Genomic DNA, 15901 nt, shown 5'->3' with positions numbered 1-15901 from the left:
CGAAGAACTTGGATAGCACCGGGCTAAATATTACAGGAAGTGTTGCGATCCGGAACAACCGGATCTACAGGAACAATGTAGTGATCTGGGAGGCAGGAGAAGATCAGCCATTGCCCGACTTTTTGCGGGCGGCGTATGATCATTTTTCAGGGCAGTATCCCAAATTTCATAAGATGGATCATCTCAGCAAGCTGGGGTGGCTGGCGGCAGAGGTCCTGTTACAGCACCGACCGTTTACCGGGTATGCACCTGAGGAAGTCGGGTTAGTATTAGCCAATCGTAGCGCCAGTCTGGATACAGACCTGCGCTATTTTGATTCTATTAAGGAATTTCCCAGTCCGGCGTTGTTTGTGTACACGCTGGCAAACATAGTGATGGGAGAGATCAGCATTCGTCATGGATTTAAAGGAGAGAATGTGTTCTTTACTTCGGATAGGTATGATGAGACGCTGCTCATGAATTATACAAAACAGTTACTGACAGAAGGGGCGGTGAGTGCCGTATTGTGTGGATGGGTAGAGGTGATGGGTAGTGAGTACGAAGTGATCCTTCATCAGATCGAAAAATAAATAAACAGCAAACACATGGAAAATTTGATGGCTACACTCAAAGCCCAGATCGTAGAGCAACTGAACCTGCAGGAAGTAAAACCGGAGGATATCGGTGACGATATGCCCCTGTTCAAAGACGGACTGGGCCTGGATTCCATCGATGCATTGGAACTGATCGTTCTTTTGCAACAGCACTATCGTATCCGCATTGCCAATCCTGAGCAGGGACCTGAAATCTTTCATTCCGTACGCTCAATTGCCAATTTCATCACAGCACACCAGCAACAAAATCAATAGACCATGAGCGGAAACGATGTTTGGGTATTAGGTGGCGGCGTCATATGCGGTATTGGTAACAACGTACCGGAGTGCATTGCGGCTTTCCGGCAAATGAAGCCGGGTATGACCACTATGCAATACCTGACCTCCGCACATCGCGACAGCTTTCCGGTAGTAGAAGTAAAAGCTGACAACGCTACCCTGGCTGTAAAGTCAGGACTCCCTGCCCACATCAGCAGAACTGCACTGCTCAGTGCCATAGCTGTGAAGGAAGCCTGGGAAAGCGCAAAGCTGGGCAATATCCGCGAATACCGGGTGGGCCTCGTCTCTGCCAACACCGTAGGCGGTATGGACAAAACGGAAGACTTCTTTGCCGAATACCTGCAGGATAACCAATCCGGCAGACTACGCGATGTAGTTAACCACGAGTGCGGCAGCATCACTGAGCTGGTAGCCGATACCCTGGGCATCCGCCATCATGTATCTACTATCAGCACGGCCTGTTCCTCTTCTGCAAACGCTATTATGTATGGCGCCAGGTTGCTCAAAAACCACCTGGTCGATGTGGTGATTGCAGGTGGTACAGATGCCCTGACCCGTTTCACCCTCAATGGATTTAACACCCTCATGATTCTCGACCAGCAAGCCTGCCGTCCGTTCGACGATACCCGCACTGGTCTGAACCTTGGCGAAGGCGCCGGCTACATTGTGATGGTTAGCGATGCCATTGCACAAAAGATGGACATTCACCCATGGTGTAAGCTGACCGGGTATGCCAATGCCAATGATGCCTACCACCAGACGGCTTCTTCGCCAGATGGTATAGGGAACTACCTGGCCATGCAGCAAGCTATGCAAATGGCCGGCATTACCCCTGAAGACATGAGTTATATCAACCTGCATGGTACAGGTACCCTCAACAACGATTTGTCAGAAGGTACAGCCATCCAGCGTTTATTTGGGAATGCCGTGCCTCCGGCCAGCAGCACCAAATCATTCACTGGTCACACATTGGGTGCCAGTGGGGGTATAGAAGCCGTATTTGCCGCACTGGCTGTAAAAGAAGGCTATCTTTATCCCAATGCGCAGTTCAGCCACCAGATGAAGGAACTGAGCTTTTCGCCGGTGACCTCATTTTCTGAAGGCAACGTTATCAACAATGTCATGTCAAATTCTTTTGGATTCGGCGGAAACTGCTCCAGCCTTGTCTTCTCGAAGGAAAATAGTTAGGAACTATGAACATTTATATAAACGGAACGGGTTGTGTATCGCCGCTGGAAACAGCGGTAGAAGGGCGTTTGCCATCGGCCGCGCCTCTCTTCGATAATATCCGTCTCAAAGCGGTAGAACCTGATTATAAACAATGGATCGACATCAAGATGATCCGCAGGATGAGCCGTGTCATTAAAATGGGCGTAGCTGCAGCACAACTGAGCCTCCAGGAAGCGGGTATATCCAAACCGGAAGGCATCATTACAGGCACTGCGTATGGTTGCCTGGACGATACGGGCGTTTTCCTCACCAAAATGATTAACCAGCATGAGGATATGCTCACACCAACAGCATTCATTCAGTCTACCCACAATACAGTGGCCGGACAGATTGCCCTCCTCCTGGAATGTCATGCTTACAATAATACTTTTGTACACAAAGGCTTTTCTTTCGAACATGCACTCTTAGATGGTATCATGCAGCTGCGTGAGGGAAAGGTATCAAATATACTGGCAGGAGCCATGGATGAGCTGACGAATCACAGCTTCAATATCCTCTCCCGCTTCAATTTATTTAAACATGCGCATGCAGGTGAAGGCGCTGCCTGCTTTGTGCTGAGCACAGAGAAAGGACCGAATGCTATTGCCAGACTGAAAGGAGTATCCGTGTTGTATAAACCGGGTTCATTTGAAGAAGTAGCAGCTGATATCGTAGGGTTCCTTGCTGCACACAATTGCAGCCAGGAAGATGTAGACCTGGTGGTTACAGGTCGTAATGATGACCCGGCGGGCGATGCGTGGTATGAGCATGTGGAAAACAATGTTTTTGCAGGGGTGCCTGTTGCACGTTTTAAGCATTTATGTGGAGAGTATCCTACTGCCAGTGCATTCGGTACCTGGATGGCGGGCAGGATCATTGCCGGCCAGGAAGTGACACCCGCTGTATTATTCAAAGGAAACGCACCATCATCTATAAAAAAGGTTTTGTTGTACAATCATCATAATGCCTCGCATCACTCGATGATCCTCTTATCTATATGCTGACACACCGGAATACAAATATCGCCCTGATCGCTCTTATTGCACTGTTTCTATGGCTGTCATTGCCATGGTGGGCATTTGTATTGCTGTTCATTCCTTATTCCGGCGCACTGGTATGGGGCGCTATGCGGATTCAGTCGGGCTTTTTTCTGAAAGCAGTATGTGGTGCAGATACATCAGAGAAAGTAGTAGCCCTCACATTTGACGATGGCCCCCGCACTGAATTTACCCCGCAAATTCTTGATATTTTACACAAAGCACAGGCACCTGCGGCTTTCTTTTGCATTGGCAACAGGATAGCAGGACAGGAAACTTTGCTGAAAAGAATAGATGCAGAAGGACATGTGATCGGCAATCACAGCTTTTCACATCACTTCTGGTTTGACCTGTTTCCCGCATCGAAGATGCTGGCAGAATTAAAACAGGTAGACACTGCCATCGAGCAGGTGACAGGCAAAAGGCCCCGCCTCTTTCGCCCACCTTACGGTGTGACCAACCCGAATGTACGCAGAGCTGTACAGAGAGGAAAATACACAGCCATTGGCTGGAACATCCGTTCGCTGGATACAGTGGCCAAACAGGCAGATGAACTCATGAACAGGATTACGGCTGCGTTAAAACCGGGAGCCGTTATCCTCATGCACGATTCAATCCCCCTCACAGTAGAAATACTGCCGGCATTGATTGCGCACATCCGTGAACAGGGATATACTATCAAAAGAATTGATCAATTACTAAATATACCCGCATATGCGTAGATGGATAATAGCATTGATAATGATGTGTGGTGTGGTGCAGGCAAATGCCCAACAGCATCCGGGATACAAACCGGTAGCAGATGTAGCTGGGTTCAAACAACAGTTTGCCACTGCCTCCCGTCAGACACAGTCTATACAATGTGATTTTGTGCAGGAAAAGAACCTGAGCATGCTGGCAGACAAGATTACCTCCAAAGGCAAATTCTGGTTCAAGAAAGAGAATAAGGTAAGAATGGAGTACACCACTCCGTCGTACTACCTGCTGGTGATGAATGGCAAAGACATCAAGACCAAAGACGGCCAGAAAGAAAGTCATGTATCTACCAAAGGCAACAAACTGTTTGAGCAGATTAACAAGATCACCGTGGATTGTGTACAGGGCAATGTAGTGGACAATGCAGAATTCAAAACTACCATCTTTGAAAACACCGCTGGTTACCTGCTGGAAATGACACCTGTGAACAAGCAGCTGGCACAGTACTTTAAAACCATCGTACTGCTGGTAGACAGGAAAGATCTGACTGTGAATAAGATTGAAATGTACGAAGCCGGTGGCGACAATACCACTATCAGCTTCCTGCACAAACAACTGAATGTAAATATACCGGATGCGACCTTTGCTGCTAAATAGTCTGCTGCTACTGTGCATACTGACCAGCTGTACCAACGTTTACAGGAACCTGCGGCATACAACAGGCGACCCTGCCTGCATCACGCAGTTCAGGCCACAGTTTGACAATACCCTGTACAGTACGCAGGTAGATGTGATGAAGCATCACCTGAGTGGTCTGCTGTTTTTTAAGCAAATGCCGGACAGCAGTCAGCGTGTGGTGTTTGCAAATGAGATGGGTTTTAAGTTCTTCGACTTTGAGTTTACCAAAGACGGTCAGTTCATCAAACATTACATGATGGACAAGATGGATAAGAAGGCCGTAGTGAAGACACTGAGAGGCGACTTTGAGCTGGTATTATTACATCCTGATCTGCAAAAGGCAACGGTGATGGAAGAGGATAGGTTCCGCTACGTAGTCGTGCCTACAGCAAAAGGTAACAACTATTATATTACCGATACTGCCTGTACCAAGCTGGAAAGAATTGAGAAATCATCTTCCCGCAAACCGGTAGTAAAGGCCTGGCTCACGGATTATAAAAACGGTGTGCCAGATACTATCCTGATCAGGCATCAGGGATTCAAATTTAATATTTCACTACAACGCGTACAGAAATAATGTTAGCAGGAAAATTATATACACTGGAACAGACATTACAGGAGGCAGCAGACAGCGCCACCTATCGTATAGTGCTGAATGCACAGCATCCTGTATTTGAAGGTCATTTTCCCGGTCGCCCTGTGGTACCTGGTGTAACGATGATGCAAACCATCCAGGAACTGCTGGAAAGCAAATTACAGCAGAAAGTGGTGCTGAAAAAAGCCAGCCAGATGAAGTTCCTGAACATGATCGATCCTAATGCGAACCCACAGGTAGATGTGACCATTCAGCACAAGGAACAGGAAGGAGAAATTAAGGTGACAGCCTCGCTGAAATTTGAGGTGCTCACATTTATGAAATTTCAGGGAACATTTGTAGCCGCTTCATGACGGACCAGCCAACATACAACGATCAGTTTTCGGCACACAAAGTAGCCGTACTGATTCCTACCTACAACAATGCCGGCACGCTCAAAGGTGTGCTGCAGGATGTATTTTCCTATACCCACCACGTCATCGTGGTGAATGATGGCAGCACGGATAATACCGCTGCTATTCTTGATGAGTTTCCGCATATTCAACGGGTGGAGTACACCCCTAACAGGGGAAAGGGTGTTGCCCTGCGCAGGGGCTTTAAATACGCTGTACAGCAGGGGTATGACTATGTGATCACGATGGATGCGGACGGTCAACACTTTGCCTCGGACCTGCCGGTGATGTTGGAAAAAGTGAGCACGCATCCTAAGTCTATTGTAATTGGTGCACGTAACCTGCAACAGGAGAATATGCCTGGCAAAAACACTTTTGCCAATAAGTTTTCCAACTTCTGGTTTTATGTGGAAACAGGGTTGAAAATGCCGGACACACAGTCCGGTTATCGCCTGTACCCGGTATATGCCATGAAGGGAATGCACTTCTGGTGTACAAAGTATGAATTTGAAATAGAAGTAATGGTGCGCAGTGCCTGGAGGGGTATTGGTATTGATTCGGCGCCTGTGAAGGTATACTATCCGCCAGCAGATGAAAGGGTTTCTCACTTCCGCCCGCTGCGCGATTTTTCCCGTATCAGTGTATTGAATACGGTACTGGTGCTGATTACTTTTCTGTATATCAAGCCCCGCGATTTTATACTTTACCTGTTCAAGAGAGAGAACTGGAAGAGTATCTGGAATGATCATATCCTGAACAGGAATGAATCCAATGCAAAGAAGGCGGCAGCCATCGGGTTGGGCGTGTTCCTGGGCATTGTCCCCATCTGGGGCTTTCAGCTGCTGAGTGCTTACCTGCTGGCAACGAAGTTTAAACTGAACAAGGCTTTGGTACTGATAGCATGTAATATCAGTGTGCCGCCTATGATTCCTTTTATCATCTTTGCCAGTTTTGTAACAGGTAAGCTCTGGATGAAGAACGGCAGTATGACCATTAACTTCAGCAGGCAACTGAGCGTTGAAACGGTGAAGTTGAACCTTGAACAATATCTCTACGGTAGCATTACGCTTTCGATCGTGGCTGGCTTGCTGGCGGGATTGATTGTGTATGCGTTACTTTCTATATTCAGGAACGATCCTGTAAAACAAGACCAGCCAATTTAGTTAAGCATTATCAGTATGGGCAAATTATTCGTAGGCATATACAATTTCTTTGATCGTCACAAAGCATGGTGCTGGGCCTGTATGCTATTCAGTTTTGTACTGGTAGGCATTGGGGCGTGGCAGATCCGGCTGGAAGAGGATATTACCCGTATTCTGCCCCAGGATAAAACCCTCGATAAGCTACAGCAGGTGTTCAATGATTCGCACTTTGCTGATAAGCTGGTGATTACTATTTCACAAAAAGATAGTACGGCTATAGCCCAACCGGATAGTCTCACTGCCTTTGCAGGAGAGCTGGCTGATAGTGCAAAAGCACGCCTGGCCCCCTGGATGAACCAGATCCAGGCACAGGTACAGGATAGTACAGTGTTGGATATGATGCAGGTGATGCAGGACCATTTACCTGTATTCCTGGAAGAACAGGATTACCAACGCATCGATTCACTCATCACGCCAGAGCGTTTACAACAATCACTGCAAAACAATTATAACACCCTGATCTCACCAGCAGGATTGGTGGTGAAAAAGGTAATAGCTACAGATCCTACCGGTATGTCCTGGCTGGGTATCAAGAAATTACAACACTTACAATACGACGATCATTTTGAGCTGTATGATGGTTACATCATGACGAAGGACCATCAGCACATCCTGCTGTTCATCACGCCCAAATATCCGCCCAGTGCAACGGGAAAAAATACAGTGTTTTTAGATGCATTACAGGCCCAGATCGATTCGCTGCAAGGTCATCATTCTTTTACAACCGCTTCTTATTTTGGTGGCACAGCTGTATCAGCAGGCAATGCGATACAGTTAAAGAAAGATCTGATCCTGACACTAAGCATTACTATTGTTGTGTTTGTGATATTGATACCGCTGTATTTCCGTAAGAAGAGAGCGGCGGTATTGTTGATGCTGCCGGTGATATTCGGTGGCTTATTTTCACTGGCCTGCATCTGGCTGGTACAGGGTAGTATCTCTGGTATTGCATTGGGGGTAGGTGCTGTGGTATTAGGTATTGCGATTAACTACTCCCTCCATGTATTTAATCACTACCGGCATTTCCCTGACATTCGTGAAGTGATCAATGATCTTGCGACACCGATGACGATCGGGAGTTTTACAACGATCGGTGGTTTTCTGTGTTTACAGTTTATAGAATCACCTATCCTGCAGGATGTGGGTATCTTTGCTGCATTCAGCCTGATAGGCGCTGCATTGTTCTCCCTGATCTTCCTGCCACACCTGATCGTATTGGGTAAGAAAGAAGAGATTACTGTGCATCATGATACCTGGTTAGATAAGATCTCTACATATAAACCGGAGAAGAATAAATACCTGGTAGGTGGTATTTTGATATTGACAGTGATCTTTTTCTTCACCATGAAGAATGTAGCTTTCGAAAGCGATATGATGCGTATGAACTTTATGCGTCCTGAGCTGAAAGCAGCAGAAGCTACCCTCAATAGGGTCAATGCTTACACCGCACAATCAGTATACGTGATTACGGAAGGCCCTGACCTGGAAACAGCCTTGCAACGAAGTGAAGCATTGTTGCCAAAGGTAAGCCAGTTGCAACAACAGGGTGTTGTGAAAAAGTATACGGGTGTAAATGTACTGTTGCTCTCCAACCAGGAACAACAGCGCCGCATTCAGCGATGGAATGCTTACTGGACACCTGAAAAGAAACAAAAGGTCATTACATACCTGCAGCAGCATGGTCCTGCTGTCGGGTTTAAACCTGCTGCCTTCGATGCATTTGCACACTGGCTTACACAGGATTTTGAACATATACCGGATGCGACTTTACATGATTTGCGTACTGGTACATTAGGCGATTTTATTACAGAAAAACACGGTAAAGTATCGCTCGTTACCCTGCTGAAAATAGATCCTGCCCAGAAAAAAACAGTCTACGAAAAGCTGGAACACGATCCCAATACTACAATCCTCGATAAGCAATATGTAACGAACCGATTGGTATTCGTATTACAAAGTGAGTTCAGCAGTATTGCCTGGATGACTTCATTACTGGTCTTCTTTGCATTATTACTTTCTTATGGCCGAATAGAACTCACCATCATCACCTTTATTCCTATGGCGATCAGCTGGGTGTGGATATTGGGTATTATGGGGCTGTTTGGTATCCGTTTCAATATTGTGAATATCATTCTCAGTACATTCATCTTTGGTTTGGGTGACGACTACAGCATCTTTACCATGGATGGATTATTGCAACGGTACAAGACGGGTAAGGAAGAGAACCTTTCTTCTTTCCGTTCTTCCATCTTCCTTTCTGCTATCACTACTATTATCGGCCTGGGTGTGATGATCTTTGCAAAACATCCTTCCCTGAAGTCATTGGCATTGATCTCCATCATCGGTATCAGCTCTGTGGTACTGGTATCGCAGGTACTGATTCCGTTCCTGTTCAACTGGCTCATTACAAACAGGGTCAGTAAAGGCAGGGCGCCATGGACACTGCATGGATGGCTGAAGTCAGTATTCTCTTTCAGCTACTTCACATTTGGTTGTCTGCTCATGACGGTTATAGGATGGTTCCTGCTCCGTATCAATCCGTTCAATAGAAAAGTAGGTAAGCGATTGTATCATCGCTTATTGTCAAAATACACATGGTCTGTGATATACATCATGGGCAATGTGAAAAAGAAGATCATTAATCCTTTGGGTGAAAAGCTTGATAAGCCAGCGGTCATCATCAGCAATCATCAGTCATTCCTCGATATCCTGGTGTCTACCATGCTGCATCCAAATGTGGTGCTGCTCACCAGTGAGTGGGTTTGGAACTCACCTGTATTTGGTGCGGTGGTAAGAATGGCGGATTACTACCCGGTGGCAGAAGGTGCGGAAGGTAGTATTGAGAAGCTGAGAGAGCAGGTAAACAATGGCTACTCTATCGTGGTCTATCCAGAAGGCACCCGCTCTCCTGACGGCAAAATGAAACGCTTCCACAAAGGCGCTTTCTATATAGCAGAACAGTTAGGATTGGATATCTTACCCATCATCATTCATGGTACAGGCTATACAATGAGCAAGAATGACTTCCTGCTCAAGGATGGCCGGATCACTGTGAAATACCTGCCCCGTATAGCGCCTGGTGATAACTATGCAGCGCGTACCAAGGAGATCAGTCGTTACTTCAAAGCAGAGCACGAGGCCCTGCGCCAAACGATTGAAACACCTGCTTACTATCGTGAGCAGATGATCTATAACTATATCTACAAAGGCCCGGTATTGGAATGGTACATGCGTATCAAAACAAAGCTGGAAGGCAATTATGAACTGTTCGATAAACTGTTGCCAAAGAAAGGCCGTATACTCGATGTAGGGTGTGGATATGGATTCCTGAGTTATATGCTCCACTGGATGTCGGCAGACAGGGTGATTAAGGGCATTGATTATGATGAAGAAAAAATCATCACCGCACAGCATGGCTACCTGAAAGGGGAGCAGCTGTCATTTGAATGCGTAGACGTAACCAATTATACATTTGACAGGTACGATGCATTTGTAATCACAGATGTATTGCACTACCTGCAGGCGGACGAGCAGGCAAAAGTACTGTCAGCGTGCATCAATCAACTGGAACCAGGCGGTGTGATCATAGTGAGGGATGGAGACAGTGACCTCACCGAAAGGCATGAAGGTACCCGCCTCACAGAGTTCTTTTCTACCAAACTACTCGGGTTCAACAAGACAAAAGATAAACCTTTGTCTTTCTTCTCCTCATCGGCGATTGCCAGCATAGTAGCAGCTAATGGTGCGGTGATGGAGAAAATTGATAACACGCGTTACACCTCGAATGTCATTTTTATCATCAAAAAGTTACCCCCTGAAGATGCAGCAATATGATGTCATAATTATCGGAAGTGGCCTGGGCAGTTTAGTTTGCGGCGCCATCCTCGGCAAGTATGGTTATCGCGTTTGTTTATTTGAAAAGAACAGGCAGATAGGTGGTTGTTTGCAAACTTATTCGCGCGACAAGGCAATTATCGATTCCGGTGTTCACTACCTGGGTGGCCTGGAAGACGGACAAACCCTTCACAAAGTGTTCCGTTACCTGGGGGTACTGAACAACATGAAGCTGCTTCGTATGGATATGGATGGTTTCGACCATATCCATTTCGGCAATGAGCCGCAGGTATACAGGATGGCCCAGGGACGTGATAATTTTATCCGGCAACTGTTAGCCGCTTTCCCAAAAGAAAAGGATGCCCTGCATGCCTATGTGGATAAACTTGAGGATGTATGTGGTAAATTTCCGCTTTTCAACCTGAGAATGGGCAGTGCAGCTGAAAAGGAAAGTGTGATGGGAGAGGAGGTCTCCTCATTTCTGCGTAGCATTACAAACAATGAGCGCCTGCAGCATGTACTGGCAGGGAATAATATGCTCTATGCCGGTTATCCTGAAAGAACCCCCTTGTACGTACACGCCCTGGTACAACATAGCTATATAGAAAGTGCCTGGAAATGTATAGACGGTGGTTCCATCATTGCCCGTAGCCTGAACAAAACGATTCGTGCACAGGGTGGCGAGATCATTCGCAATACAGAAGTAAAGGAAATAGTAGAGACGGATGGTAAAGTGAGCCATATCGTGCTGGAAAACGGGCGGGAAGTAGAGGGGAAATATTTTATTTCTGGTTTGCACCCTGCCCGTACGATCAGTATGGTAAAGGGAGACGGGTTGCGAAATGCCTACAAATCCCGCATTAACTCACTGGAAAATACGCCGGGTACCTTCATGATCAATGTGGTACTGAAGCCGAATACTTTCCCGTTCCTGAATCACAACGTATATCATCATGCTACATCCAATGCATGGGATGGTATTAATTATACTGCGGACAACTGGCCGCAGACTTACGCCCTGTTCGTATCTGCAGGTACCGGTAAGGAGCAGTATGCTGATAACCTGTCAATTATGACCTATATGCGTTACGAAGACGTGGCGCAATGGCATGATACCTTCAATACCGACGACAAACCACACGAACGGGATGCCAGTTACCAGGAATTTAAAAAGGAGAAAGCTGAAAAGCTGCTGGATATGGTCTCGCAACAATATCCACACCTGCGTAGCTGTATCCATGCCATGTATGTGGCCACACCACTTACATACCGCGACTATCTGAATATTCCGGAAGGAAGCATGTACGGCATTGTTAAAGATGCTAGAGAACCGTTAAAGTCTATGATTCCCGCAGCTACCAGGCTACCTAATTTGTATCTTACAGGCCAAAACCTGAACTTGCATGGTATTTTGGGCGTGACGATGAGTGCGGTGCTGACCTGCGGAGGGTTGGTAGATATAGAAACGATCGTGGAAGAGATAAACAGGAGTTAAGACATTTATAATATGAACAAGGGGAAAAAACGAAGCGGATGGCGCAAATTAGGGAGAGCGCTGTTATTTATTGTTGGCGGCTTTTTATTGCTGCTGATAGCGCTGATCATTTATGTGGTGAGTGTAGGTCATATCAATCCACCGGATATTGCTGACAAGAGTGCACTGAAACTAGAGCGTAAACAACTGGATTCAACTGCTTATACCATTGGTAATAACTGGTTTCGGAAAAGTAACAGTGGCCTGTATGAAATGTATATAGAAGGAAAGCCTTTTGACAGGGGGGTGGTTTACGGCAAGCTTTCTGCAGAACTGGTGAAAAGACAGGAAGACAACTTCACGGATCAGATCAAAAGGATGATTCCTTCCCCGTCTTATCTTAAGTTTCTCCGCTACTTTGTAGGCTTCTTTAACCGTAACCTGGCTAAGAATATTGAAGAGGAAAACAAGGAAGAAATATACGGTATCTCTTTCTCGGCTTCTGATAAATACGATTACATTGGTACCAACTATGAGCGCCTGCTCAACTACCATGCCGCGCACGACATTGGTCACGCTTTACAGAATATGGCGCTGGTAGGTTGTACTTCCTTCGCTACCTGGAATGATGCTTCTGCAGATAGTAGCCTGATCATAGGCCGTAATTTCGATTTCTATGTAGGTGATAAGTTTGCAGAGGACAAGGTGATTGCCTTCTATCATCCTGACAAAGGTTTCAACTTTATGATTGTGACTTGGGCTGCTTTCACCGGTTGTGCTTCAGGTATGAACCAGGCTGGTCTGACAGTGACTATCAATGCAGACAAGAGTAAAATCCCTACCGGTTCAGCTACTCCTGTATCGCTGGTAGCGAGAGAGATCCTGCAATATGCAAAGAACATCGACGAAGCATATGCCATCGCAAAGAAGCATACAATGTTCGTATCTGAGTCTTTCCTGATCGGTTCTGCATTTGACAACCGTGCAGCCATCATCGAAAAGACACCGGATAGCATGGAACTGTATGATCCTAAAAAGAACTTCATCACCTGTACTAATCACTTCCAGGGTGAGAACTTTAAAGCAACGCCTGAGAATATCAAACAAAGAGATGAAACAGCTTCGGGTTACCGCTTTGAGCGCCTGACCGAACTGCTGAAAGAGAAAGGTCCAAATACTGTTCAAAACACTGTAGACATCCTGCGTGACCGTTTTGGTCTGCATGGCGAAGATATTGGCGTAGGTAATGAGAAAGCGATTAACCAGTTCATTGCACATCACTCCGTAGTATTCGAACCGAAGAAGAAGCTGGTATGGGTGTCGACAGCGCCCTGGCAGCTGGGCGAGTATGTATGCTACAACCTGGATTCCATCTTTAGCATGCACGGTTTGCAAACGGATCATGAGGTGTACGACAGTAGCCGTATGATAGCGCCTGATCCATTCCTGCAAACAAAGGCTTTCTTTAACTTCAAAGCATACCGTAACTTAAAAGCAGCAGCACTGGAAGGCCAGCAGCTCGATCCGCAACTTATACCAGCACTGGATCCCCAGTTTTACCATGCTTATGTAGTGGCGGGTGATTATGAGTTCAGGCGTGGTAACTTTAAGGCGGCAAAAGGATACTATGAAGCAGCGCTCACCAAAGTGATTGCCAATAAATCAGAAGAGATCCATATCCGGAAACAAATAGAATTGTGTAATAAAAAATCATGATCTACGGCATAGGAACAGATATCGTGGATGTGGCACGCATAGGCGCCAAAATAGCCAAAGGAAATGGCTTTAAAGAGCTTGTGTTTACTCCCCACGAGATTGCCTATTGTGAACAACAGGTACATAGCGACGAGCACTATGCCGCCCGGTTTGCAGCCAAGGAAGCCCTATTGAAAGCACTGGGTACCGGTTACATGCATGGCGGTGTACATTTCAATGAAATAGAGATTACCAATGATGCAACCGGTAAGCCATTGTTACGGCTGACAGGTAATGCCAGCTCCCGCTATGAACAGCTACAGATTAAACAGATACTGGTTTCATTGTCACATATCAACACCACCGCGGTGGCCACAGTGATGATAGAAGTCTGAAAACCTGATACCATGTACATACCCAATATAGAACTGCAGCCCTCTTCCTCCATCAGGGCATTTCAGGAAAAAGAAGTCCTTCACCTGCTGGGCTACCTGCGGGAGTTTTCACCTTTTTACCGGAATTGGTTTGCCGAACATGGCATACAGCCCTCCGATGTAAAATCGCTGGATGACCTCTGGCGTATTCCTCCTGTCACGAAGGAGCACCTGCAACAACAAAATTGGGAATTCCTGTGCGTGGATAAGAGCAAGATTGCTGAATATACCACTACCTCCGGCACCCTGGGCAGACCTGTGATCATTGCACTGACACAGAAAGACCAGGAGCGCCTGGCGTATAATGAATATATTTCTTTTTGCTGTGCCGATGGTACAGAGAATGACATTTTCCAGCTGATGCTCACGCTGGACAGGCAGTTTATGGCAGGGATGGCGTATTACAATGGTATCCGGAAGTTAGGTGCGGGTGTGCTGCGTGTGGGACCGGGTGTACCTTCTCTGCAATGGGAGAATATACAGCGTATACAGCCTACTACAATTGTAGCGGTGCCTTCATTTATCGTGAAGCTGATTGCATTTGCAAAGGAACATCATATCGATATCAATGCCTCTTCTGTAAAGAAGGCGGTATGTATAGGGGAGAATATCCGTAATGCGGATTTCACCTACAATGTATTGGGCAAGAAGATTACAGAGCAATGGGATATCAAGCTCTATTCTACCTATGCCAGCACAGAAATGCAAACGGCGTTTACGGAGTGTAATGCAGGTCACGGTGGCCACCATCATCCTGAATTGCTGTATGTGGAACTGCTGGATGATAATAATCAACCTGTAGGCCCTGGCCAGGATGGCGAAGTCACGATTACTACATTGGGCGTAGAAGGGATGCCATTACTGCGCTACAAGACAGGTGACATCTGCCGTTATTTTGAAGAGCCTTGTTCCTGTGGCCGTCATACAAAGCGTTTATCACCCGTGATCGGACGTCGCAAGCAGATGATCAAGTATAAGGGCACTACTTTGTATCCACCTGCACTGTTTGATCTGCTGAATGATATGGAAGAGGTGAACGAATTTGTGGTAGAAGTATTCTCCAACGAAATAGGTACAGACGAGATTTTACTCCATCTGTGGCCGGTACAGGAATCAGAAGATATAGACAGGAAGATCCGTTCCTATTTACAGGCCAAACTGAGGGTAATACCTCAGATCAGGTATGTAGGGCAAACGGAAATACTGAAGATGCAAATGCCGGAAGGGCAGCGCAAACCAGTAAAGTTTGTGGATAACCGCGGTTAAAAGCTCACCGCCACGGTGGCTTTTGGATTATCCAGTTTATTGCTTTTTCTTACACCATCCCGGATCACATGGATCATGTTGATCTGGTTGGGATGCTCGCTATAGAGGATATCGTCTTTGACTTTCACCTGTTTAAAAGGAGTGACCTGCTGGGCTACCAGAAAGCACCAGGCCGCTTCTTCTTCGATTTTATAGCCGAGATAGGTGAGTTTCACCGCTTTCCCATCGACATTGATGTATAAGTGTTTATTGATGTAACCTGCGATCAGGCTATCCATTTGCGCCTTGTTGGATGGGTGGATGATGTCCAGGGGGAGTTTTGATTCCTTTTTCAGTACATTTTCCAGGTCGTCGGCAAAGATCCGGCAGCTGACCTGGATCTCGTTTTTAGCCTTTACATGCTCGATTTCAGTAACACTCACATAGAATGGGTGAAAGGCGAAAAAAGCCGGCAATAACCATTTATATAATATTAACCCCACTTGCCTAAAAAATTTTAAATATTAGCAGTATCCTT

Annotated in this window: 15 protein-coding genes; 14 read left to right on the top strand and 1 reads right to left on the bottom strand. The window is 46.3% G+C overall.

Annotation, left to right across the window (positions count from 1 at the left end):
- Positions 1-8: 8 nt before the first annotated feature.
- From ABDW16_RS10625 to ABDW16_RS10560, 14 genes are read left to right on the top strand one after another with little or no spacing between them, the layout of a single operon-like run.
- On the top strand, positions 9-569 hold the full coding sequence (locus ABDW16_RS10625) for a hypothetical protein (protein ID WP_343669607.1): 561 nt from the start codon (positions 9-11) through the stop codon (positions 567-569).
- A 15-nt stretch (positions 570-584) separates the two neighbouring features.
- The gene (locus ABDW16_RS10620) at positions 585-848 is read left to right on the top strand and encodes a phosphopantetheine-binding protein (protein WP_343669606.1); all 264 of its coding nucleotides are present in this window, start codon (positions 585-587) and stop codon (positions 846-848) included.
- Between the two features lie 3 nt (positions 849-851).
- On the top strand, positions 852-2060 hold the full coding sequence (locus ABDW16_RS10615) for a beta-ketoacyl-[acyl-carrier-protein] synthase family protein (RefSeq protein ID WP_343669605.1): 1209 nt from the start codon (positions 852-854) through the stop codon (positions 2058-2060).
- Positions 2061-2065: 5 nt separating this feature from the next.
- Positions 2066-3085 carry a beta-ketoacyl synthase chain length factor gene (locus ABDW16_RS10610; RefSeq protein ID WP_343669604.1) on the top strand — a complete coding sequence of 340 codons (1020 nt, stop codon included), beginning with the start codon at positions 2066-2068 and terminating at the stop codon, positions 3083-3085.
- Entirely contained in the window at positions 3079-3840 is a 762-nt protein-coding gene (locus ABDW16_RS10605; RefSeq protein WP_343669603.1) for a polysaccharide deacetylase family protein, read from the top strand. The genes ABDW16_RS10610 and ABDW16_RS10605 overlap by 7 nt, the downstream gene beginning before the upstream one ends.
- Positions 3833-4471, top strand: coding sequence for an outer membrane lipoprotein carrier protein LolA (locus tag ABDW16_RS10600; RefSeq protein WP_343669602.1), 639 nt, complete (start codon positions 3833-3835; stop codon positions 4469-4471). The genes ABDW16_RS10605 and ABDW16_RS10600 overlap by 8 nt, the downstream gene beginning before the upstream one ends.
- Entirely contained in the window at positions 4449-5069 is a 621-nt protein-coding gene (locus ABDW16_RS10595; protein ID WP_343669601.1) for a hypothetical protein, read from the top strand. Before ABDW16_RS10600 ends, ABDW16_RS10595 begins: the two co-directional genes overlap by 23 nt.
- The gene (locus tag ABDW16_RS10590) at positions 5069-5440 is read left to right on the top strand and encodes a 3-hydroxyacyl-ACP dehydratase (protein ID WP_343669600.1); all 372 of its coding nucleotides are present in this window, start codon (positions 5069-5071) and stop codon (positions 5438-5440) included. The genes ABDW16_RS10595 and ABDW16_RS10590 overlap by 1 nt, the downstream gene beginning before the upstream one ends.
- On the top strand, positions 5437-6642 hold the full coding sequence (locus ABDW16_RS10585; protein ID WP_343669599.1) for a DUF2062 domain-containing protein: 1206 nt from the start codon (positions 5437-5439) through the stop codon (positions 6640-6642). Before ABDW16_RS10590 ends, ABDW16_RS10585 begins: the two co-directional genes overlap by 4 nt.
- Positions 6643-6657: 15 nt before the next feature.
- Positions 6658-10515: a 1-acyl-sn-glycerol-3-phosphate acyltransferase gene (locus tag ABDW16_RS10580; protein WP_343669598.1), complete on the top strand. Its 3858-nt coding sequence runs from the start codon at positions 6658-6660 to the stop codon at positions 10513-10515.
- Entirely contained in the window at positions 10502-12010 is a 1509-nt protein-coding gene (locus tag ABDW16_RS10575) for an NAD(P)/FAD-dependent oxidoreductase (RefSeq protein ID WP_343669597.1), read from the top strand. Before ABDW16_RS10580 ends, ABDW16_RS10575 begins: the two co-directional genes overlap by 14 nt.
- 12 nt (positions 12011-12022) lie before the next feature.
- Positions 12023-13705: a C45 family peptidase gene (locus tag ABDW16_RS10570; RefSeq protein WP_343669596.1), complete on the top strand. Its 1683-nt coding sequence runs from the start codon at positions 12023-12025 to the stop codon at positions 13703-13705.
- Complete coding sequence (acpS, locus tag ABDW16_RS10565; protein ID WP_343669595.1) at positions 13702-14079, top strand: holo-ACP synthase; 378 nt, start codon at positions 13702-13704, stop codon at positions 14077-14079. Before ABDW16_RS10570 ends, acpS begins: the two co-directional genes overlap by 4 nt.
- Before the next feature lie 12 nt (positions 14080-14091).
- Positions 14092-15384 (top strand): AMP-binding protein, encoded by a 1293-nt coding sequence (locus tag ABDW16_RS10560; protein WP_343669594.1) that lies wholly within the window; start codon positions 14092-14094, stop codon positions 15382-15384.
- Here ABDW16_RS10560 and ABDW16_RS10555 read toward each other — a convergent pair.
- Entirely contained in the window at positions 15381-15866 is a 486-nt protein-coding gene (locus tag ABDW16_RS10555) for a DUF6702 family protein (protein ID WP_343669593.1), read from the bottom strand. The two genes, ABDW16_RS10560 and ABDW16_RS10555, sit on opposite strands and share 4 nt — an antisense overlap.
- Between the last annotated feature and the right edge of the window lie 35 nt (positions 15867-15901).

The sequence above is a fragment of the Chitinophaga sp. genome (assembly GCF_039596135.1).
Classification (GTDB): Bacteria; Bacteroidota; Bacteroidia; order Chitinophagales; family Chitinophagaceae; genus Chitinophaga.
This window is presented reverse-complemented; position numbering and strand designations above follow the sequence as displayed.